19 protein-coding genes are annotated in these 20688 nt (G+C 52.3%); 8 read left to right on the top strand and 11 right to left on the bottom strand.

Going from position 1 to position 20688, the window contains the following annotated elements; translation table 11 throughout:
- The first annotated feature begins 107 nt into the window (after positions 1–107).
- Positions 108–1661, top strand: coding sequence for a DUF87 domain-containing protein (locus ABJ205_RS10780; RefSeq protein ID WP_348157984.1), 1554 nt, complete (start codon positions 108–110; stop codon positions 1659–1661).
- 35 nt (positions 1662–1696) lie between these two features.
- Here the strand turns inward: ABJ205_RS10780 and ABJ205_RS10775 are convergent, their stop codons facing one another.
- The 9 genes from ABJ205_RS10775 to ABJ205_RS10735 all read right to left on the bottom strand — a co-directional run bounded on the left by ABJ205_RS10775 (position 1697) and on the right by ABJ205_RS10735 (position 10840).
- Positions 1697–1894: a hypothetical protein gene (locus tag ABJ205_RS10775; RefSeq protein WP_348158070.1), complete on the bottom strand. Its 198-nt coding sequence runs from the start codon at positions 1892–1894 to the stop codon at positions 1697–1699.
- A 41-nt stretch (positions 1895–1935) separates the two neighbouring features.
- On the bottom strand, positions 1936–2976 hold the full coding sequence (locus tag ABJ205_RS10770) for a DUF1838 family protein (RefSeq protein ID WP_348157983.1): 1041 nt from the start codon (positions 2974–2976) through the stop codon (positions 1936–1938).
- A 23-nt stretch (positions 2977–2999) separates the two neighbouring features.
- On the bottom strand, positions 3000–5372 hold the full coding sequence (locus ABJ205_RS10765; protein ID WP_348157980.1) for a TonB-dependent receptor: 2373 nt from the start codon (positions 5370–5372) through the stop codon (positions 3000–3002).
- 170 nt (positions 5373–5542) lie between these two features.
- Positions 5543–6055 carry a DUF3598 domain-containing protein gene (locus ABJ205_RS10760; protein ID WP_348157978.1) on the bottom strand — a complete coding sequence of 171 codons (513 nt, stop codon included), beginning with the start codon at positions 6053–6055 and terminating at the stop codon, positions 5543–5545.
- A gap of 29 nt (positions 6056–6084) precedes the next feature.
- Entirely contained in the window at positions 6085–6495 is a 411-nt protein-coding gene (locus tag ABJ205_RS10755; RefSeq protein ID WP_348157975.1) for a nuclear transport factor 2 family protein, read from the bottom strand.
- The gene (locus tag ABJ205_RS10750; RefSeq protein WP_348157972.1) at positions 6486–7910 is read right to left on the bottom strand and encodes an MmgE/PrpD family protein; all 1425 of its coding nucleotides are present in this window, start codon (positions 7908–7910) and stop codon (positions 6486–6488) included. Before ABJ205_RS10750 ends, ABJ205_RS10755 begins: the two co-directional genes overlap by 10 nt.
- A 90-nt stretch (positions 7911–8000) precedes the next feature.
- On the bottom strand, positions 8001–9257 hold the full coding sequence (locus ABJ205_RS10745; RefSeq protein ID WP_348157969.1) for a serine hydrolase domain-containing protein: 1257 nt from the start codon (positions 9255–9257) through the stop codon (positions 8001–8003).
- A 24-nt stretch (positions 9258–9281) separates the two neighbouring features.
- On the bottom strand, positions 9282–9644 hold the full coding sequence (locus ABJ205_RS10740) for a hypothetical protein (protein WP_348157967.1): 363 nt from the start codon (positions 9642–9644) through the stop codon (positions 9282–9284).
- On the bottom strand, positions 9641–10840 hold the full coding sequence (locus ABJ205_RS10735) for a class I SAM-dependent methyltransferase (RefSeq protein WP_348157965.1): 1200 nt from the start codon (positions 10838–10840) through the stop codon (positions 9641–9643). Before ABJ205_RS10735 ends, ABJ205_RS10740 begins: the two co-directional genes overlap by 4 nt.
- Before the next feature lie 208 nt (positions 10841–11048).
- Between ABJ205_RS10735 and ABJ205_RS10730 the strand changes: the two genes are divergently transcribed.
- From ABJ205_RS10730 to ABJ205_RS10700, 7 genes are all read left to right on the top strand, one after another.
- Positions 11049–12326, top strand: coding sequence for a hypothetical protein (locus tag ABJ205_RS10730; RefSeq protein ID WP_348157962.1), 1278 nt, complete (start codon positions 11049–11051; stop codon positions 12324–12326).
- Positions 12327–12370: 44 nt separating this feature from the next.
- On the top strand, positions 12371–13561 hold the full coding sequence (locus ABJ205_RS10725; RefSeq protein ID WP_348157960.1) for an MFS transporter: 1191 nt from the start codon (positions 12371–12373) through the stop codon (positions 13559–13561).
- The gene (locus ABJ205_RS10720) at positions 13558–14754 is read left to right on the top strand and encodes a class I SAM-dependent methyltransferase (RefSeq protein ID WP_348157957.1); all 1197 of its coding nucleotides are present in this window, start codon (positions 13558–13560) and stop codon (positions 14752–14754) included. The genes ABJ205_RS10725 and ABJ205_RS10720 overlap by 4 nt, the downstream gene beginning before the upstream one ends.
- Positions 14751–15959 (top strand): serine hydrolase, encoded by a 1209-nt coding sequence (locus tag ABJ205_RS10715; protein WP_348157954.1) that lies wholly within the window; start codon positions 14751–14753, stop codon positions 15957–15959. The genes ABJ205_RS10720 and ABJ205_RS10715 overlap by 4 nt, the downstream gene beginning before the upstream one ends.
- Before the next feature lie 97 nt (positions 15960–16056).
- On the top strand, positions 16057–17259 hold the full coding sequence (locus ABJ205_RS10710; RefSeq protein ID WP_348157951.1) for an NAD(P)/FAD-dependent oxidoreductase: 1203 nt from the start codon (positions 16057–16059) through the stop codon (positions 17257–17259).
- 31 nt (positions 17260–17290) lie between these two features.
- Positions 17291–18058: an arylmalonate decarboxylase gene (locus ABJ205_RS10705; protein ID WP_348157948.1), complete on the top strand. Its 768-nt coding sequence runs from the start codon at positions 17291–17293 to the stop codon at positions 18056–18058.
- A 19-nt stretch (positions 18059–18077) separates the two neighbouring features.
- Positions 18078–18938, top strand: a complete 861-nt coding sequence (locus ABJ205_RS10700) for an isocitrate lyase/PEP mutase family protein (protein WP_348157945.1) — start codon at positions 18078–18080, stop codon at positions 18936–18938.
- On the opposite strand, the gene ABJ205_RS10695 is transcribed toward ABJ205_RS10700, so the two are convergent.
- Both ABJ205_RS10695 and ABJ205_RS10690 read right to left on the bottom strand, forming a co-directional pair.
- A complete protein-coding gene (locus ABJ205_RS10695) occupies positions 18935–19744 on the bottom strand; it encodes an IclR family transcriptional regulator C-terminal domain-containing protein (protein ID WP_348157942.1) in 810 nt (269 codons plus the stop codon). The genes ABJ205_RS10700 and ABJ205_RS10695 overlap by 4 nt on opposite strands.
- A gap of 108 nt (positions 19745–19852) precedes the next feature.
- Positions 19853–20686, bottom strand: a complete 834-nt coding sequence (locus tag ABJ205_RS10690; protein WP_348157940.1) for an SDR family NAD(P)-dependent oxidoreductase — start codon at positions 20684–20686, stop codon at positions 19853–19855.
- Between the last annotated feature and the right edge of the window lie 2 nt (positions 20687–20688).

Below are 20688 nucleotides of genomic sequence, written 5' to 3'. Positions count from 1 at the left end.
CCCAGCGCACGCGCTCTCGGGCTCTGTAGTCCATTGGCTCAATTGAATCGCTGGAAAACTAATCCGCCCGCCTTTGCGCATGGGCAACGCTTGCCTAGACTTGGGAAGTGGGCACCCAAATCAACATTGGCGAAGATTCGAGCGGACAAAGCATCGATATCGATCTCGAAGAACTGCTGGCCACCCGCTTGCTGGTGCAAGGCAATTCGGGTTCAGGAAAGTCGCACTTGCTTAGGCGTCTGCTCGAAAAATGTGCCGGGCTCGTGCAACAAGTTGTGATCGACCCTGAGGGGGATTTCGCCTCGCTGGCTGACCTTTTTGGCCATGTGGTGATTGATGGCGCCGCCTATACCGCGCGCGAGATTGAAACGCTTGGGGCCCGAGTAAGGGAGCACCGCGCATCAGTGGTTCTGGCGCTCGATGAGCTCGAAGTAGAACAACAGATCCGCTGTGCAAGCCTGTTCCTGTCCGCTCTGTTCGATGCTCCGCGGGACCACTGGTATCCTGCGCTCGTGGTTGTTGACGAAGCGCAGATGTTTGCGCCAGCCGCCGCGGGCGAAATGAACGATGAAACACGCCGCATGACCCTTGCAGCTATGACCAATTTGATGTGCCGCGGGCGAAAGCGCGGGCTTGCTGGGATCGTCGCAACACAGCGCCTCGCTAAGCTTGCGAAGAACGTTGCAGCCGAAGCGTCAAACTTCCTTATGGGCCGCACCTTCCTGGATATTGATATGCAGCGCGCAGCCGACCTGCTTGGTATGGACCGCCGCCAAGCTGATCGCATCCGGGACCTTCAACGCGGGCAGTTCTTGGGCCTAGGCCCTGCTGTTAGTCGCCGCCCAGTGGCAGTGAACGTAGGTTCTGTTCGTACCGGCGGCAAAAACGTATCACACGGCCTGCTACCTTTGCCCAATGAACCCGGCGAAGGCATGGAAACGCTGCTTACCAATAAGTTGGATGAGGCAGTTTCAGAGCCTGAAATCTCTCGGTCGGTACCAACCCCTCGCCCAGCTTCCGAGCTAGAGCATGCCTTGTCAGCGGCTCAACCGGCAGCGACGCCGATTGCAACGCCGCTAACGGATGTTTCTGAGCATGATGGGAGAACTGCAAGTGGGAACGTCGAACCAGCGACCGCTAGCGTGCAAGACAATTGCCCAAAGGTCTTGGCAAGCAATGATGCAGATGGCGCATTTGAAATCGACGATGTCGTTCGGGAATTGGCGCAAGGCGATGGCTCCACCTTCAGGACAGCCACGTCGTTGTTTCGCGATTTTGCAATCCTGTGCCGCCAGCGCGGCGTTGCAAGCGCGCATGTCGATATCGGGCATTTCCGGCGACTGTTCGCATGTCAGATTGGCGGGCTTCACAAACTTGAAGGAATCGCCAAAGATGTCGCTCAAGAAGTGATTGCAACCGTCGATGAGGATGTGCTCGCCCCTTATCTTGCGATGGTGGTTGCAACCGCGCTCGGCGAACCGATCCCCGCTGAGGAAGATTTGGCCATTCTATATGGCAGCTCTTCTCCCAGCCGGGTGCGCCGCTTGCTCGATCATCTGGAACGCAGCGGGTTGATCGTAATACGGGAAGAGTTCGGCGGTGAACGTAGCATTATTGTGCCCCACGTCGCCGAGCGTATCAGCGCGAGTGAAGCAGCCTAGAATTGTGCTGCCACGGTGCTGAAGCCCGGTGGCAACTACCCGTAAAATTCGAGCGAATTTTGTTTCCATCCACCCATTTCGCGGCGGTCGAGATTGCCAAGTTTGCGCATTGCAGCAGGGTAAGATTTTAGGCCGTTAACGCCAATCACCTCTGCTTTTCCATGTTGTTTCAGCGCCTTGTGCAGAAACTCCAACCGCTTTTCACCCTGTTTCTTAGTGACATAGCTTTCCAGAATCTCACCTTAGCTTGCGCAGCTGATCTTCCCATAGTCCACTAAAATGGAAGTTTAGGATCCAAACGCGGCGCAAATGGGATTTGCCCATCTGCCGGCAAAGGTGCCGCTTTTTGCTCGCGTGCAAACCATTCAAGTGACGATAGGGACGGGTCTTCCCAAACCTCAGGTGCTTCTAAGAATTTGGGATGATTGACCCGCGCATATTCAACCGCCACCGGATCAGCCAGATTCAGCGTGTCGCCAGAACCCATAAAGCAGCTGTAATTGATATGGCCATCTGTCGGCCCCATCAGCATCCACGGCAGCCAAGGCGTGATCCTAGACCATGTGCCATTGGTTTTTACCGTGGTGTTTTCCTGGTTCTGCATCTCGCTCCAGTCGATTTGATACATGAACATTTCGGTGACTTGGTTAAATGGGCTCCCGCTTTCGCGCGGCCAACTGGATGGCTGCAAGGCGGCAGGGTAAAACAGATTTATCCGCTGCGCCATGTTCAGCACATTGCCCTTGCGGCTCCAGTCTAATTGTAGAGGAATTTTTGGGGGCGCCGCGTCATTCAAACCACCATAACTAGGCGGCAATGGCACGTAATCGGTCAATTCAAAATTGAACGGATCGTTGGCGATGTGAACAACCGGAACCTCTTCTTCAAGGTAAGGGTTGAACCATGTGTCCATAATCTCGCCAGTCTGCAGATCAGTGTAATAGCCGACTTCACGCAGCACTTTACGGAAACCAGGATCTTTCCCTTCTAGAGATGGCAAAAGCTTCGCACATGAAAACCCAGTGAACCCGAACAGATCGCGGACACCTTCGCCGGGCCTGACGCCTTGAACGATACCCGAATACCAACCGAATTTGGTCGATTGAAGATCAACATCGCCCATGATCCGTGCAATCGCATCCCGATTGCCCCTTGGACTTGTTAAATCGAGGAAATCGCCTTTCAGGCCTTTTTCGACGCCACGGGGCGACGAGCTGCTTACCGCTGCAACAGGACGAGCATTGGCACAGCCGCTTGAAAGCATGAGCGCTGCGGTTCCAGCGGCTCCTGCGGTGACGAACTCTCTGCGATCCATATAATATTCCAGTTTTTTAGGAGTTAAAAGTTGAAGCTTACTGCCGCACCAATGCGGCGCTGATTGCCAAGCGTTGGAACATAATCCAGCTGGAAAGAATTGGCGATGAAGAACGCGTTCGACACATATTCTTTATCAAACAAATTCTTTGCCCAAACCGACACCGACCAACGATCACCGCGAATGCCCAAACGAGCATTCACCAATGCACGTGCTTCGATTGTCGCGGCATTAATCTCTGAGACAAATTGTTCAGATTGGCCAGCAACGTCAACACGGCCAAAGACATCAAAATTATCATTTACGGGGACTTCGCCTGAAAGACCGATATTCCACTGCCAGTCTGATGTCCGTTGCAAATCATTGCCGCCGACATCACCATTAGCATTACAGACCATGTCATCGCACAATACCGGGTTTTCGAATGGGAGTGCTGTGAAAGAACCCGCCGAAAGCAGACGGTTTGAAATGGTGCCTTCGTCATATGAGGCATCAATATAAGCAACGCCTGCATTGATGGCGAAACCTTCGATGAATTCCCACACACCTTCAATCTCGATACCTTTCGAAGATGCAGCGCCAAGATTTTCAGTGATGGATGTCGCATTCGCCGCTGCACCGACCGGAGATACCGGCAATTGCAGAGCCGACCAGTCAATATAAAATGCAGCGACATTCAATGTAGCGGCGCCATCCAAGAAGGTGTTTTTCAAACCGATTTCGTAGGTCCAGTTTGTTTCCGGCCCAAAAAACCGTTCATCAGCAGCCAGACCAGCAAATGTCGAGGTATTGATGCCTCCTGATTTGAAACCACGTGCTGCCGAGGCATAGATCAGATTATCATCGGTAATTTTGTAGTCGATACTGGCACGCGCCGTGAAATATGAATCGGGACGCGTAAACGGTGTTGGCAGAGCGGTATCTGTCAACGTGATGTCCTCATCGGTGTAGCGAATTTCACCGTTCAACGTGAGGCGATCATCAAGCAACGGCACTTCGGCACGAGCAAAAACGGAGGTTTTTTCGGTTACGGTTGTTGAAACGTTCCCTGTAATATCGGCGCCGCCAAGTCCTACACCTATCAGTGAAGTAATAGGATCCAAGCCGCCCAATGGTACAAATCCGAATGCTATCTCGCTGTCATCTGTGCCATCTTGATAGTAACCGCCGAGCAACAGATAAATACCGTTATCCGCTTGATATTCTAACCGTAGTTCATGCGTATCATAATCAAATCCGCCTGATGGCAAGAAAGTGAATACGTTACCAGTACTGCCGAACAGGCTGGTTCCAACAATGGCATCACGATCGCTGCTACCTGCGGAGAATACATCACCAGAATAGTTGCCATAGAGATAACTCAATGAGAGCTGATCACTAATTTGAAGGTCAACACCAATGCGGTATAGTTCCGAAGTCTGCTCTAGGCCAAATGAACGAGGGTCAACAACGAGCCCTTCTGTGCCGCTAGCTCCAGGAGCGGGTGTCGACGGAATTTCACCACAAAAGAGCTGATTAACCGGGGCGAAAAAGACGGTAGCCGGGCTACAGTTGGTGTCCGTACCGCGAGCTAGACGGAATTGAGCGCGAGATTCACTGTCCGTTTCAAACCGATAGTAATCAAAATCGATCTGCAATGCGTCGACTGGCTTGAAGCTAGCCCCCACGGTCAACGAGAATTTATCATAACCGCCCAAATCTTCATCAGTACCAGGATTAGGGGCGGAGCTTGCAAAAGGATGGCTATTGGTGAAATCACCATCAAATTCGGAATGCCCAATGGCAAGGCGAAGCGCCAAAATATCTTCAACTAGAGGAGCACTAATTCTGCCGAACAAATCAAATCCGCCATTTTCAGACACCTCGGCTTTGCCGGAGATTTGCAATTCACTTAGGTTACGCTCTGACGTGACATAATTGATAGCGCCGGAAAAAGCATTGGCACCGTACAGAGCACTTTGCGGTCCTTTGACAACTTCAATACGGCTAAAATCGGTCGCGCCAACATCAAAAGCATAGTTACGAGGAATGTTGATGCCGTCGATAAACACGGCGACATTCTGCTCAAGCGCCGCGACATTAAATTGTGTTGCACCGCGAATGGTTGGCGAACCGAAACCGCCATTTGAGAAATCCTCAAACACAAGACCTGGTGTCAGCAACGCAATGTCTTCCAGTTCAGTTACGCTGCGATCTTCAAGGTCCTGACTAGAAAAAGCTGTAATTGCACCAGGGACGTCCTGGATGCTCTCTTCTACCTTACGCGCTGTGACGATGATCTGATTATTATCACTTTCTGCGGACGCTTCCTCATCCTGCGCCAATGCAGGAACTGCAGGCAATAAAATTGCTGCGGCGAGGCTAGTGGTGGTGAGCGCTCTTATAGTCGTCTGCATAAAAAATTCCCCAATTCATATGGCGCTGGATACGAAAGCGATTTCTGTAATTCATGCAGAAACCTAATCAGCTCATAGTTGAACACTATCAGTGCATTTCGAGATCGCTCCGAAGCCAGGTTGGCTTTGTTCGGCCAGCGGATAAAAAATCTCTAAGTGACTGAATTAAATCAATGCGGTTCGTCGAAATTGTCCCAGTTTTGCCAATCTGAGGTGACGAACTTCTCATCGATCAATGTTCGCATGAAGCACTTGCCATCACGGAACCATTGCCAGGTGCGCGATTTCAATTTGTTTTCCGGGTCGACCTGGATGAATTCATAAAGGTAGACACCTGGTTCGCCTTTGCGCTCCCAATAGAGACACATGCTCAGCCCTTTGTCATCAGGCGACATGGCTCCGCAATTGCCCTTAATGTGTTCATTGTCCCACCAGATGCGACCATCTCGGTAACTCGCAGGGAAATCACGTGTTTCTTGACGACCATCCGCCCAGTAATAATGGTTTGTTTGATGATAGTCCGCCGGGGTCGCATCGTCTGGCAAGCGGCAGATCAAACGAGATTTGTGCTCATCAACCTTTTCTCCCGTCTCAGCATCATAATACCTATACACCCCCTCCCAGACACCTTCGGCCTTGGCCAAGAGCGGCATATTTTCTTTGATCGGAGTCATAGCTGTCATCGGTTTTTCCTAGTCTTTCAAATTTTGATTTAAGTGCTCGACCCGACTTCAAATCCCTTTTTGAGGGGAGCCGAGGCAAAAATAAGAATGTCGGTCAAAAGGCCTTGCTCATCCACTTCGAAAAAATTGCAATTCGACATGTGGGTTTCGGTCCCATCATCTTCGGTCAATGAGATATTGAAACGCACGGCCAACCGCATTTCCTCAAGGTCTGCAGCGAAGATAAAATCGCGGAAATTGATGACCGGAAAACTCGAAATGAAGTCATCGAGATGGTCACGGAGCGCGGCCTTGCCGGTATAGGTAAAGTTGCTCGAAGGAATGCGCATTTCGCATTCGTCCGCGACCCCTTCCATTACGCCCTCGAGGTCATGCGCGTTTAACTTTTTGAAAAAGTTGTCGACGCCTGCTGCGATCAATTTTTGACGAGTTAAAGGCATGAATCAGCCCTTATTGGTTTGGTAAACAATTCAACGATTTCAGCGAACGAAGTCGTTTCGTCACTCGCGTCAAACACGGCGAACATGCTGCTCTCATCGCAAGCGAAACGAGCCGCAGTGAAGCTTAACTTTGCTTTCGCGATCTCATCTTCGCGGCTTAACGGCCTGTCCGGAGAACCGAAGGGAACAATGACATCCTGTTCAAAAACTCGGCCATCCTTCAACTCCAGCACAATCCGCTGCGGCCCCAAAGCGTTAGGATCAGGATTGTCATTGAGCACAACATTGACTTTTTGAGCGTCAAGCAACGCCTCTGGCACAGAGAAATGGCGTTCAGTAAATAGGGTGGGATCGATCCTTCCCTGGCGGATCATCATCGGGGCAATGCATGATAGGCAAAGCCTCGCATAAGCAGCCTCCATATCCGGCATATAAGGCCGCCCAACCAAGAGTAGAATTAGAGGAGGGACATAGGCTGTGATCGCCGCCACATCATCCATTGGGAATGCGGCCTTCTCCTCCATATCCATAATCGCAGTGAGAGTTGCCTGTGTCGCTCTTCCCGCAGGAAAAGGCTTATGAGCCACCTCAGAAATTTTCCAAGGATCGCCAAATTTCTGCAAATGAGGTTCGACCTCGCCGCCCGCCTCAATCAAGTTGAAATAACCAAATTTGCCGTCAATAATATCGACCGGTCCGCCCAGCCCGGCTTGCGCAAGATCGGCTGCCGTTAGTGCAGCACGCGCCGCAATCCCAATTTGCATTGGAAGCGCCTCAGACCCCTCCCAATGGGCCTGCATGGTCCCAGAGACCTGACTATATGCCAGCCCTAGGAGCTGGGTCATCTCGTTACGATCGAACCCCCGCAACAAGCCGACTGCGACCGCCGCCCCCATCAGTCCCGCAGCAGATGGTCGGAAAAAGCGCGGATGCCCCTTTGCCGCCGCACCAAATAACACCGCCACCTCCACAGCCACGGTCAAGGCGAAGAGGCAATCATCTAACTTCGCCTTCCCGACCTGCCCCTCGCTGAGGATCGCGGCAACGGGTGTGCAAAGCGCAATTACGACTGACGGCTCGTGAAGCGCATCCCATTCGAGACAATGTATTTGAAACCCGTTCACGACCGCGGCGGAATGAGGCGACAATTGTGCCCCGGGCCGGCCAAGAACACCGCATCGGCCTTTCGATCCAGCATCCCATTTGCGTGCTGCGGCGAAAACCTTACCACTCGCGCGGTTCGACACACCTCCAACACCAACCACCATAGAATCAGCGAGAAATTTCTTAGCGTCAACCAAAGCTCGCGGATCCATATCTGCAAGGCTTGCACCCAAGATAAGATCCACCAGCCGATTGGTGGTTTCACCATCTATGCGCGATTGCAGTTCAACAGGATGATTGACCTTCGTCATATCGCGCGAGAATAATGTTCATCGCGCCCATCGCCGCCAAGGATTAAGGTATAATCGCTAAGCGGATAAATCGCGCCTAACAGTCAACCATTATCGCACTATCCCACCGAGAATGGCGTTTGCGATGACTGAGTTATCCCATTCAACACCCTCACCTGGCCGGTTTCCCATGCGTAAGATTACCAGCTTCTCTGATGGCACGATGTACGCGACCTGGTGGCCATTCCCATCGAAAAGGACGACATCTTCCGCAAGGTAGGGAGCACTGTGCACAACCCCAGTCGCGTTGCTTTTCGTACCCAGATAGCCGCGTCTTTCCAGATAAGGACTGCCAAGCCAAACACCCAATCCATAGTGCGGGTTGTCCGGTGACGGCTGGCGCATCTGCACAACATAACCTTCCGGTAACAGTCGGCCATCTTTCGCCATTCCATCATTGGCGAGCAACACACCCAGTCTGAGCCAAGTTTGCGCTGGCAATTCCATACAGCACCCGGAATGCGCCAGTCCGCCTTCGCGATTGAGCCATACGCGCCCGCCCGGCGCGTCAATCGGTTTAAAAAGCTCGTTACCGACAAACTCTTCATATTCCCGGCCCGTCGCACGCTCGATTATGACCGCGATAAGATCGCTCGCAGCGTTGGCGTACGCAAACCGTTCACCTGGAGTATGGGTTAAAGGGTACTCATCGATGATGTAGCGGCCATGGTAGGGATCAAGGTAGGCCCGCGGAAAGGGGCTATCTTCGGAGAAATCGAAACCCTGCTCCAGCAGCCCTGTGTGCATAGTCAGAGCGTGACGAATTGTTATCGCTGCCTTGGGCGTACCCTGCCATTCCTGGACAAAGTCGGCGACACTTTGATCGAGGCTTTTGATATCGCCAAGAGCGATAGCGCGTCCGATAGCAATCGATGCAAGCGCCTTAGGAAAGGACTTCCCATTCATCGGCGAAGTGGCCGCCATACCCTGAAAATACTGCTCGGTAATCAACTTCCCATCGTGCCAAACAAGCAAAGCCAAACTGTTGGTCTTCTCAGCGTATTGGATTGCCTCTTTGACCGCATGCGGTGCGATCGATCCGGCGTCGACAACTGGCAACTCAGAAGCGTCCCCATCTGCTCCGGGAACATCGGCCATGATGTCATAGTCGAACCGCGCTCGCCCTTGAATAAGTCGAAGTCTTTCCAAATAGATCCGTTCAGCAGAGGCCGGCCGGTCGCTCCATTGTTCATCCTGAACCTGAGCGGGCGTTGTTGCGCAACCGACAAGGGTCGTAGCGGCGCTCAAACCCAAGAAGGTACGGCGCCAACTCTTTTTTCTAACCACGATATCTATCACCTTCGACATGTCACAGTTTTCCGATGGCACACATCAACCCTCGGCAATTTCCTCTAATGTTGAAGAATAACGCTCTTGATCCTGGCCGCTTGCCAATTCTTCAGCCTTTTTCAGCGAAACAAAATACATGGCCTGCAATAAAGCATCGCGGCGCTCATTCCTGCGCGCTTCGCCCTGCGCATCAATGGCAAAGTTCTCGATCTCATCTGCCAATATGATGCCTTTTTGCTCGGCAATTTGTTCGATCGTGTCGAGCCGGTCGCGCATCGCGGAAAACTCGCTGGCCAGTGTGAGGATCATCGACATGACCTCATCCTGACTTTCCTCATCAAAGAATTGCGGCCGCTTGCCTTTGGAGAAACGCGGTAATCGCGAATGGGATGCTTCGTTATTCATGCTGGATCCTTCCGCGCGATCAGAACTTCCCAACCACCGCCGGGCGCAAATTCACCAGCCGCAAATTCCTGTTCATCTGGTTCTGGCGGACTATCAGGCGCAAACTGTTCGACAATTGCCATCGGCGCGTTGTCAAAACGAACATTCGCCTTTGTGAAGCCTGCATCCACAGCCATTTGCTCTTGATCAAGCTCACGCATCGCGCCCCAGAACGGTTCATTATTGTAATGGGTTTCATTATCCAGAATGAACTGCATGAATGGCCCCATCTTATGGAACGGCGGCAAGTCGGCGTGGATCATATAGCCCCCAGGCTTAAGCAGCCGGTAGCATTCTTTAAACACGTCCGGCATCGCCTTTCCGCTGGTTTCATGCAGCAGGATATGACTTACGATTAAATCGAAGCTCCCATCAGCGAAATTGGTTTTGGTCGCATCGCGCTGCAAGAAACCAACCTCAAGGCCTTTGGCTGCGGTCCTGGCATGGGCGTAACGCACGCACGGCGCGCTAACATCGATCCCGGTCACCTGCGCGTGGGAAAAGCACTCCTTGTAAGGAAGTGTGGAATGACCAACCGTGCAGCCCATATCAAGGATAGCTGTCGGCGAAAAACCATCAAGGTTGCGAGATATGAAGTTGCAAACCGAGCGGCCCATATCGTCATTGTCCGGCCCCATCATTCCCATAGAATACAGGTAGACGCCGCGATCATAGAGTGCGCCTGCGGCAACGCCTGCATCGCTTTCGGCTGAACAATAACCACCGGGCATGCAATGGATATCAATCGCGCTCACATAACATGGAACATCAAACTCAGATGAAGACTCAAGCGGCGCTTTGTTGGTAGCGGAGAGCGTTGCTGCGGTTTCGTTGATACTGTCTAAATTGCGTTCAAGCGGTTGCTGAACTGAGGACCACAGCAGCTCTTGGGCCACCCGGTTCGTCATTGCATAGGTTTGAAAATATGTATCGCCAACCATCGCTTTGCGGATTTGATGACGGTCTACCGGTTCAACACCATGTTCTTTTTTAAATTTGGGCAAAGCCCGCCCGCCGAACACAGGCTGTAATCCGGGGAGCAATTTGTCTTGCGTAAAGCGCTTAAGGCTCATCGCAAACTCCTGACGGGCGCGGTCATCATGATCGCCAACTACAAGAATGTCGTGCTTTGCTTGTCCAGAAACGTGCTGTGTCATGGCCCAATCATCCAATTACTCAATCCGCCAAAGTGCTGCAGCCAACCGCAGGCAAGGCCGCACATTCCCGGCTACCTTCTTACCCGCTTTGAGCATGGCACAAAGTCGATTTTAACCGAACCGCGATCAAATTTTCGATTTAGGGTGGTAGCGCTAGCCTCATTGGTGTCGTCTGGGTGTAACCAATGCAACTTTGAAGAGAAACCCGATGCCGAATGAGATCGAAGCTTCCGAAAATGAGCCAGCTGCATGGCCGCAGGCAAAACGCGATAGCTGGCTAGGCAATGCATGGGCGATCTCGTTCTTTGCGCTCAGCATCACCACCATGCTGATGCCGCGGGAAGATAAAGCGAACGCAATGCGTGAGGTTTATCGCGGATGGCATTATTCAATTGGTTTGATTGTTACGATCCTCAGCATTTGGATGCTCATTCAACTTTGGAAGTCTCGCAGTTTTCCGGTCAATTCCAAACTACCGCTCACAGCCAATCGCTGGGCATTTGCGCTGACCTTCACAACTGCAGCGTTATTATCAGTTCCGTGGATATTCGGATTGCTCAGTGGATGGGGAAGTGGCCACGACCTCTATCTGTTCGGCTTGATCGACATACCAGCATTGATCGGTGAAAACCGTGCAGTCTGGCTATTCAACGGCTACTTTCACGCCGCAATAGGCTTTGTCGTTTTGGTGCTCACGTTAACTGCACTGATTACCGGAGCGATTTTCTTGTTTCTCTACGGCCAAGGGTTGTTCAAAGCGTTTCCCGCCGGATTCGGTTTACTTGTACTGCTCAACGGCGCCCTAACAGCATTCATTTCTGTTTCGTTTGATGGGTACGACAAGGCACCGATGGCCTTAGTTGTATTTCTTGGAGTTTGCGGTGCGGTTTGGGGGCTGGCGCGATTGCTAAAGCGGCAGCCCGGCACGGGGGTGGACCGCACCACAATTCAAATGGGATTTGGCATGCCCACTATGGCATTCGTCGCCGCACTAAGCATACTTGGGCTTTATGGGCCCTACGGTATGTTCCGGGTCAGCCCGATTGAAAGTGGGGAAATGGTCGTCGCACCAGAAGGTGTTACCTCCCACCCTGATCCTGTCATCACGGTACAAGTTACTCCCGAAACGGAACTTGAACGTCAGGTTCGAGAAGAGAACTTCAAATGGTGCGGTTTCTGTCACACGATGGATAAGGACGGCAAGCATTTAGCCGGGCCCAACCTCTACGGAATTTTTGGCCAAGAGATCGGGACTGTTCCCAATTTCAACTATACGCCCGGTATGGCAGCCCATGGGCGCGATGGGCGTGTTTGGACTGACGAAGAAATGGATGCGTTGGTAGCCGATCCAGATGCGTTTGCTCCGGGTACAACTATGGTGGTCTCATCAGGTAATGAGCAAGATCCAGCACGCCGCGCTGCCTTGATAAACATCCTGAAAAAAGAGACGATGGGTGACGCGGTTGAAGAAGTCCCCGCACCGTGAGCTTCGGCGAATTCCGTAAAGGAGGGAGAAGCCTTTTCGCGGGAATGACAGGGGTTGCAACAGGTGCATCTCCCATTCCCTTCAACACGCTGCCGATCGTTATAGGACCGATCAATTATGCGATGGGTTGGTCATTTCAGGAAATTAGCATCGGGATTGCCATTTACGGCACGCTGGGCGCAATTTTGGCACCTGCCGTAGGCGCATTGGCGGACCGCGTCGGAACCAAGCCAGTGGCGATGGCGTCTCTGCTCGGATTTGGTTTGGCATTTGGTTTGATGGCGTTTGTACCAGACAACCTCATGGCATTTTACGGTATTTGGGCGCTTATTGGGATTGTGGGCATCGGTTCAACTCCGGTTTCCTGGAGCCGCACAATCAATCTGTGGTTCTACGAAAACCGAGGATTGGCGCTTGGAATTCTGTTGCTGGGCACCAGTCTAGCCGGATTTGTCGTTCCGCAGATCGCAAATGCCGTTTTGGAAGCAAGCAATTGGCGCAATGTCTTTCTCGCACTGGCGGCCTTACCCATTTTTGTTGGTCTGCCTTTGGCTTACTTTCTATTCCGCGACCCGCTTCCCGAAGAGCGCCCGCTCCAAGTTGCTTCATCTTCTGGTGAGCTGTCTGGAAAAACACTGCGCGAGACGCTGACCGGGCATCGGTTTTGGATACTATTTATCTCAATCATGTGCATCGCGCTCGCTTATGGCGGAGCCCATATTCACATGGTCCAGATGGTACAGATGCACGGCCTGGCCCCCACTACAGCCGCCAGTGTTATGAGCGTCGTCGCGCTCGGGATATTCTCCGGCCGGATTATTGTCGGTTTGCTGTTTGATCGGTTTTGGGCACCCGCAATCGCAGTCCCCGTCCTCCTGCTGCCAATCGTTGCATGCTATTTGCTGATCGGGACCTCGACCCCGGCTCCCGTTATCTTCGTTGCGGGATACCTGCTTGGCTTTGCCGCCGGTGCAGAAAGCGACATGATTGCCTATCTCTCCAGCCGCTATTTCGGGATGAAGTCCTACGGCCGGATCTATGGTTTTTTGTATATGCCGTTCGGTATATTCTCTTCCCTTTCGGCGACTATGTATGGTGCAGTCCGCGATCAGACCGGCAATTACGATCTGGTTCTTGTTTGGGCCATGGCCCTGTTCTTTGTGGGGGGAATGATCCTTCTGCTGCTTGGTCGGTATCCCGTGTGGACGCCTAAAACTGAAGGAGCTGCACAGTGAAGCGTGAAGACATTGCTCCACCCTATACTGCCGTTGCTCAGCATGCGGTTTTTCCGAAGCCTGGACACGACGATTGCGCCCGGTTTAACTTTCTCGCCAATTTCAACCGGTATTTGGCGAGCGAGTTAGGGCCAGGGAACAAGCTCGTATACGACACAGAAGTTCTGCCGGCGTTCAAGAAAGAGCACGGACGCGGACCAAGGGATCGGTTCGAAATTCGCAAAGCGATGAACCGCAATCCTTGGCACCAATTTTGGTCCGGTCTCAAACGCAACTCAATGGAATATCGCCAGCATCACGGACGCATGTTGGTTCTGCGCCAACTCGAAGATTTGATCGGAAAGGTCGAAGCGTTAAACGAGGGCAGTAACAGGCTGGTCCTTGATTCCTCGGTTGAAACGCCTCGTTATCAAGCAGCGGTCGATATCCATTGTATGCCAGGCAGCTATCACGGAGAAGAACGCCCCAACGATATTTCGGCGGGCGCCAATTACGATTGCGGGATTTTCGCGACCACGGCAGGCACAATCGGCGCACTATCTGACGGCGGTGGGCAGGCGCTTGTCAAATGGATCAAAGAGATAAAACCCGGATGGAAGCCGCGCAGAATTCTGGATATCGGCTGCACCGTTGGACACAATATCGTGCCGCTCGCGCTCGCATTTCCCGACACGGAAATCATCGCCATCGACACCGCTGCACCAGTGCTACGTTATGGTCATGCCCGTGCAAAAGCGCTGGGCGCGCACAACATTACATTCTTGCAGCATAATGCCGAAGACCTTTCGCGTTTTGAGGATGGTTATTTCGATTGGGTGCAAACCACGATGTTTTTGCACGAAACCAGCGGAACGGCCCTGCCCGCGATCATCAACGAAGGCTATCGAACCTTGGCCAAAGGTGGGGTCATGTTCCATCTGGAACAGCCCGCATACACCGATGAGATGCCGATCTATGAACAATTCATCAGGGATTGGGACGCGTTTAACAACAACGAGCCGTTTTGGTCGTCTATGCATGCGATTGATCTGAATGAAATCATGATCAAAGCAGGCTTCGCTCCAGATTCGTTGTTCGAAACCCATGTCAAGGCCGAAGTCGATCAGTCTGTCTTCCCGACAACGGCGACAGAGGGTGAAACGGAAGACCATGGCCGAGCACCGGCTTGGCATGCATTCGGAGCTTGGAAATGAAACGCATTTGCGTGCTAACCTGCCTTGCGGCCATCGCCGGAGCTTGCGCTCCTGTTGCAAGCGGATCGCCCGAGATTGCTTCTGCGCCAAATGAGCAAAGACGCGATGTCGCCGAATTTGCTCAAAGCATGGCTGACCTAACCGTCATAGACGTCGATCGGTTCCAATTCACGGCCTCTCTGGATGGCTGTGACACACGCGACTTGCCTCAGAAAACGGTTCCGGCGAACAGTAAGCTTAACGGCGCACTCGCAAATGCAAAATCTTATTCAGACCAGATTGACGGGGTTAGCCTCCTCATTTTGCTGAATGGGGAAATTATCCATGAAAGCTACAATTTGGGTTTGGATGAGACCAGCCTGACTGACAGTTATTCAATGCAGAAATCTCTGCTTGCTCTGACTTTCGCAGCCGCATTGGATGATGGGGTGATCGGGTCACTCGATGAAACAGTGGCCCCGTACATTCCGCAATGGAGTGCGGATCCGCGCGGCCAATTGACCTTCCGCCAATTGCTGCACATGGCAAGCGGGCAACGAGCGTCTCCATTTGGCGGCGAAGAATCTGTCGCTCTTTTGTGGAGCGACAACATCAACGAAGTCGCTCTACAAATTCCGTCCGCAGGTCCTGCAGGCGAGCAGTTTTGGTATCTTAATTCCAACAGTCAGATTGCCGGTTTGGCGCTCAACAATGCTCTAATCTCTGCCGGATATGGCGGATATACCGAGTATTTTAGGGAACGCCTCTGGTGCGCAGTTGGGGGTGGTCCGGCGAAATTGTGGCTAGACCGCGAAGACGGTAATCCGCACTATTTTTCCGGGATGTTTGCAGCGGCTCGCGATTGGGCGCGACTAGGTGAACTGATCCGCAATCATGGGCGCAATGGCCAAAGGCAGATCATTTCGCGCGAAATTCTAAAAGACATTCTGACCCCTTCTCCAACCAATCCCAACTACGCAGCGCACATTTGGCTTGGAAACGAATGGCTTCCTCAGCGTACTTATAGCCCGCCTCCCGGCCCGGGTGTTATCCAATCAGAGCCCTTCTTGGCCGAAGATGTCATATTTTTCGACGGATTTGGCGGCCAACGCGTTTATGTCGTTCCATCTGCTGGGGTGACGATTGTACGAACAGGAATGGTTAGCTTCGCATATGACGACGCGATCATCGTGAATGCTGTGCTTTCAGGGCTCCAAGCCCCTTAATCGCTGTGCGAGCACAACTCAAAGGCCAGGGTAACTCGCCGCTCAGTTCCAGTATTTCAGACGCGAAATCACTTTTGTGTATTCGAGGCGGAACACTATGAAACATGCAAGAACCAAAGTTGTGGTTGCCGGTGCTGGACCTGTTGGTTCAGTAGCCGCCTACTTCCTTGCCCAACGCAATATTGATGTGATCCTAGTCGAGTCTGGGCAAAGCAATGCAGAAGATTTACGCGCTTCAACATTCCATCCACCAACTCTGGAAATGCTCGATGACCTAGGCATTGCGGAATGTTTGATCAATCAAGGTTTGAAAGCACCTGTGTTCCGATTTCGCGAACGGCAAACGGGTGAAGTGATCGATTTCGACTTGAGCGAAATTGCCGATGTCACAAAATATCCGTTCAGGCTCCAATGCGAACAATACCACCTGTCGAGGATGCTATCAGAAGCAATCGGTAAACAGGACCAAGCACAGGTGCTGTTCAATCACCGTGTGGTTGGCTTTCATCAAAACGCCGATGGCGTGGAAGTTTACGCTGAAACACCGGAATCGATCATGCGAATTGACGCTGATTTTCTGATTGGCGCTGATGGTGCGAACAGCATTATCAGAAAGTGGCTCGACACCGATTTTACAGGCTTCACATATCCCGAGAAATTTCTCTGTTTCAGCACGGATGAGCCGATCGAAACGAAGATCCCCAATTTGAGTTATGTGAATTATGTTTCTGACCCCAAAGAATGGATGGTGTTGCTACGCGTTCCCAGCTTGTGGCGTATCCTTGTTCCGGCTAATGACGAGCAAAGCGATGAACTGCTAACTTCAGATAGCTATAAGAACGATGTTTTTGACCGGTTGATTGGCAATGGTGAGGCAGTTGAGACGAAACACCGGACAATTTACCGCGTGCACCAAAGGGTCGCGAATAAATTTGTGCATGACCGCGTGGTCATTATCGGTGACGCGGCCCATCTCAATAATCCACTCGGCGGTTTTGGGATGAACAGCGGGATTCATGACGCAATCAATCTGTGCGAAAAGCTTGAGATGATTTACAATGGAGGAGATACCGACGCTCTTCTTGGAAAATTTGAGCGGCAACGGCACAAAACCACTCATGATTTCATTCAAGCGCAAACGATCCGGAACATGGAATATCTTGCACAAGGAAACAGTTCCGAACACAAGCTGCGCAAGTCCGAGATGAAGCGCAATCAGTCAGACGATGCGCTGCGGCGAAGCTATTTACTGCGGCAATCGATGATCGATAGCCTTGAAAAGCAAAAAGAAATCGTCTGATGAATGATCGCCCAAATCAAGAGTCGTTCCAATGCCGTTGATGGCGCGCCCGAACCCCGATGCACAAGGCTACCGTGCATTATTCGGTGTATTGGGGCCATCAACTAATACCATCGTTCAGCCCGATTTTGATGGAATGCGGCCGGTCGGCGTGACCAACCACTACAGCCGAATTGTCGTCGATGATGCCCAAGCGATCTCGGATGACAGCTTTATGGCGGGGACATTGGAAATATCGCGCAATACGCTTGCGGCTGTGCGCGGTGCCTTGACCTGCAACCCTGATTTTCTGGTCATGGGGATGTCCGCCGTCACATTCTACGGGGGCGCTGAAGGCGCTCAAAAATGGCGTGACAATATCGAAGCGGAAGCAGGGCTTAAGCTTTGCACCGGCTCACAATCCTTGATCGAAGCGTTCAATGCATACGGCAATATAAGGCGTATAGCGGTTATCTCGCCCTATTACCCTTCAGCCAATGCCCAGGTCGCACATTTTATGGCTGATCACGGGATAGAGGTTGTCCGTGACATATGTCTGCAATGCCCGAGCTGGACGAGTATCGCCCAAGTGCCCACCGCAACCTTGCGCGACCAACTCCACGCACTTGATGGCGATGATGTCGATGCAATCGTGCAAGTGGGAACCAATCTTTCGATGACCCGTTTAGCCGCAGCAGCAGAAATGTATCTGGGCAAACCGGTGATTGCGATTAACACAGCAACATATTGGAACGCATTGCGGATGAATGGGATCACCGACAAGGTTGCTGGCTTTGGCCGCCTGTTAGAGGAGTTCTGATCATTCTTGAGAGATTGGTATGAGCGGCGCTTTACTTCGGAAACGCGTCGCATCGGGCGATATTTTGGTCGCGCCAGGTATCCACGACATGATGTCATTGCTGCTCGTCAACAAATATGGATTTGGCGCGCATTATGCCTCTGGCTATTGGAATGCCGCATCGACTTTGGGCGAACCTGATGTCGGCATTGCCGGGTACCGAGATTTCATCACACCTTTTGCTCGGATGGCAGAGAAAAGCTCCGCCCCCATTATCGCAGATGCAGACACTGGCTTTGGTAGTTTGGCCAATCTCGATCATTGCGTCCGCGGCTACGCCCATGCCGGGATCGGGGCGATCCAAATCGAAGACCAGAGCTTCCCGAAAAGGTGCGGCCATTCCGGGCCAGTGGATGTCGTTCCAATTGACGAGATGCGCCAGCGAGTAAAGGTCGCAAGTGAAGCGCGCGGGGACGATGACATGCTGATAATTGCACGCACAGACGCACGGCTATCAGAAGGTCTTGATGCCGCGCTCAACCGATTAAAAGCCTATGCGGAAGCGGGCGCCGATTGGCTGTTCCTAGAGGCGCCCATTTCAGCTGACGAGATTAACCGAGCTGCGACAACCTTAAACCTTCCACTTATGATCAACGCCGCACATGGCGGGAAGACGCCTATCCTACAGCCTTCGCAATATGAGGAATTGGGCGTCTCAATTGTCATTTACCCAGCTGGAGGCCCCCTTAGCGCAGCAGCCGCTGCCGATAAGTTCTTTGCTAGATTGAGTGGGGACAATGCTAGTCAAGATGGCGATGCAATGTTCGATTTCGCAGAGATGACCCAGCTTCTAGGGATGGAACGGATCGCAGCGTTGCAAAAGCGTTTTGGAAAAGCTTAGGCAGCTTCTGCAGCATCAAGCTCACGCGCAATATCACGGGCTTTTTCTTGCAAACAGTTAAGATACTTACGTGCGGCCTCGGTGTTATCCATTGCAGACGCAAAGTAGATCAACGTCAGGGTCCCGGCGACTTCGCCCTGTCCTTTTCGCAAGATAGGAACGGCAATCGACGAGGTTTTTCCAGCATCGACTGTGTATGTGTTGCGATTGTGAACGGCATGACCTTTTGCCCGAATGTCATTCAAAACAGCATTGTCACCTACCATCACAAGCCCAACCCGCGATGTATCGTTATCTGTTACACGCCAGCCTTCAATAATCGCCTCACGCTCAGCTTCGCCGCAATGCGCGATATATGCTTTACCGGACGCACATTCTGAGATGGGCAAAGTGTAACCCGGATAGTAATTTGTGAAAGTCAAACTTGTTAAGCCGTGGGTGGAATCGCGCACCATCATGCTGGTCCCAACTCGGGTAGCCAACGATATAGGCCAGTTAACCTGTTCAGTTAGTTCGACGAGATGGTCCCGCGCAATGTTAACCAGTGCATCTTCGGCCTGGTAGCCAGTAGATAGTGTCTGCACCAGCCCGGTGACGCGGTAGCGTTTTCGCGCCGGCTCCCTCTCGATCATACCTTCGTGAATAAGCGTCTGCACGATCCTGCAAGCTGTGGGATAAGGGACTTCAGAAGCCCGTGATATCTCCATCATGGAAATCGGGCCGATCCGATTGACTGTCTTCAAAACCGACAAGCCTCGGCTAATCGCTCGTATCGGCACGCCCCTGTCGAAATTTGCTTCGGCCATATTGATCTTTCTTTTCAGGCTAGACCATTTGATCCTATGCGTACGGCATTGAACCTACAATGTTTCGCAAGTCTAGGTCGGAGAGCTTTCTGCGCTCCCAAAGCTTGCTCAGTGCATTTCCTCCCCTCCCGAAACATTCATCGCCTCTCCGGTTACATACGCGGCGTCATCACTGGCTAGCCAAGCGCAAGCCGCTGCGATGTCGCTAGGCAAACCCGTGCGCCCCGAAGGATTGCGGGCGCGCATATCCTCAAGATACGCCTCGACATCCGCGAAGCCCTTATAGTTTGCGAAATAGGCATTTTGCTTTTCACCCAATCCTGTCGTGACGTGGTTTGGACACACCGCGTTTACGGTGATTTTTTCTTGCGCCAATTCAACTGCGGCAGAACGGGTGAGCCCGATCATCCCATGTTTCGAACTGCAATACGGTACCATATGGGGAAAGCCGCTTTTCGCCGCCTGACTTGCGATGTTGATGATCCGTCCACCCTCGCCCCGATCCGCCATATGGTGAGCAGCCGCTTTGGTGCAATGGAACGCGCCTGAAAGGTTTACATCGATCACCGCACGCCATTCATCGGCGCTCGTTTCAAGCAGCGGCTTCATGATATATCCGATGCCCGCATTGTTGATCATGATGTCCAGGTGACCAAAATGATTCACCACTGCATTTATCATCGCCTGGCACGCATCTGGATCACGCACGTCGCACGGTGCGGTCATCGCTTGCCCGCCTCGTTCGATCAATTCCTGAGCGACTTCTTCCATCTCCGCCGTCGAACCAATGTGGTCTGAACCCATATGTTCCTTAGGCGATCCAATATCGGAAACGACACAATTCGCTCCTTCATCGGCAAAGCGTTGAAGTATCCCTTGGCCCAGTCCCCTATGTCGGCCCGAACCAGTGACGATGACGGTTTTTCCTGCAAATTGGGCCATAG

This window comes from Erythrobacter sp., assembly GCF_039988855.1.
Classification (GTDB): Bacteria; Pseudomonadota; Alphaproteobacteria; order Sphingomonadales; family Sphingomonadaceae; genus Erythrobacter.
This window is presented reverse-complemented; position numbering and strand designations above follow the sequence as displayed.

What these genes read in the sequence shown, in the direction of transcription:
- ABJ205_RS10770 (WP_348157983.1), bottom strand. Translation starts at nt 2,976, where the DNA reads ATGGATCGCAGAGAGTTCGTCACCGCAGGAGCCGCTGGAACCGCAGCG.
- ABJ205_RS10765 (WP_348157980.1), bottom strand. Translation starts at nt 5,372, where the DNA reads ATGCAGACGACTATAAGAGCGCTCACCACCACTAGCCTCGCCGCAGCA.
- ABJ205_RS10760 (WP_348157978.1), bottom strand. Translation starts at nt 6,055, where the DNA reads ATGACAGCTATGACTCCGATCAAAGAAAATATGCCGCTCTTGGCCAAG.
- ABJ205_RS10755 (WP_348157975.1), bottom strand. Translation starts at nt 6,495, where the DNA reads ATGCCTTTAACTCGTCAAAAATTGATCGCAGCAGGCGTCGACAACTTT.
- ABJ205_RS10750 (WP_348157972.1), bottom strand. Translation starts at nt 7,910, where the DNA reads ATGACGAAGGTCAATCATCCTGTTGAACTGCAATCGCGCATAGATGGT.
- ABJ205_RS10745 (WP_348157969.1), bottom strand. Translation starts at nt 9,257, where the DNA reads ATGTCGAAGGTGATAGATATCGTGGTTAGAAAAAAGAGTTGGCGCCGT.
- ABJ205_RS10740 (WP_348157967.1), bottom strand. Translation starts at nt 9,644, where the DNA reads ATGAATAACGAAGCATCCCATTCGCGATTACCGCGTTTCTCCAAAGGC.
- ABJ205_RS10735 (WP_348157965.1), bottom strand. Translation starts at nt 10,840, where the DNA reads ATGACACAGCACGTTTCTGGACAAGCAAAGCACGACATTCTTGTAGTT.
- ABJ205_RS10730 (WP_348157962.1), top strand. Translation starts at nt 11,049, where the DNA reads ATGCCGAATGAGATCGAAGCTTCCGAAAATGAGCCAGCTGCATGGCCG.
- ABJ205_RS10725 (WP_348157960.1), top strand. Translation starts at nt 12,371, where the DNA reads ATGACAGGGGTTGCAACAGGTGCATCTCCCATTCCCTTCAACACGCTG.
- ABJ205_RS10715 (WP_348157954.1), top strand. Translation starts at nt 14,751, where the DNA reads ATGAAACGCATTTGCGTGCTAACCTGCCTTGCGGCCATCGCCGGAGCT.
- ABJ205_RS10710 (WP_348157951.1), top strand. Translation starts at nt 16,057, where the DNA reads ATGAAACATGCAAGAACCAAAGTTGTGGTTGCCGGTGCTGGACCTGTT.
- ABJ205_RS10705 (WP_348157948.1), top strand. Translation starts at nt 17,291, where the DNA reads ATGCCGTTGATGGCGCGCCCGAACCCCGATGCACAAGGCTACCGTGCA.
- ABJ205_RS10700 (WP_348157945.1), top strand. Translation starts at nt 18,078, where the DNA reads ATGAGCGGCGCTTTACTTCGGAAACGCGTCGCATCGGGCGATATTTTG.
- ABJ205_RS10695 (WP_348157942.1), bottom strand. Translation starts at nt 19,744, where the DNA reads ATGGCCGAAGCAAATTTCGACAGGGGCGTGCCGATACGAGCGATTAGC.
- ABJ205_RS10690 (WP_348157940.1), bottom strand. Translation starts at nt 20,686, where the DNA reads ATGGCCCAATTTGCAGGAAAAACCGTCATCGTCACTGGTTCGGGCCGA.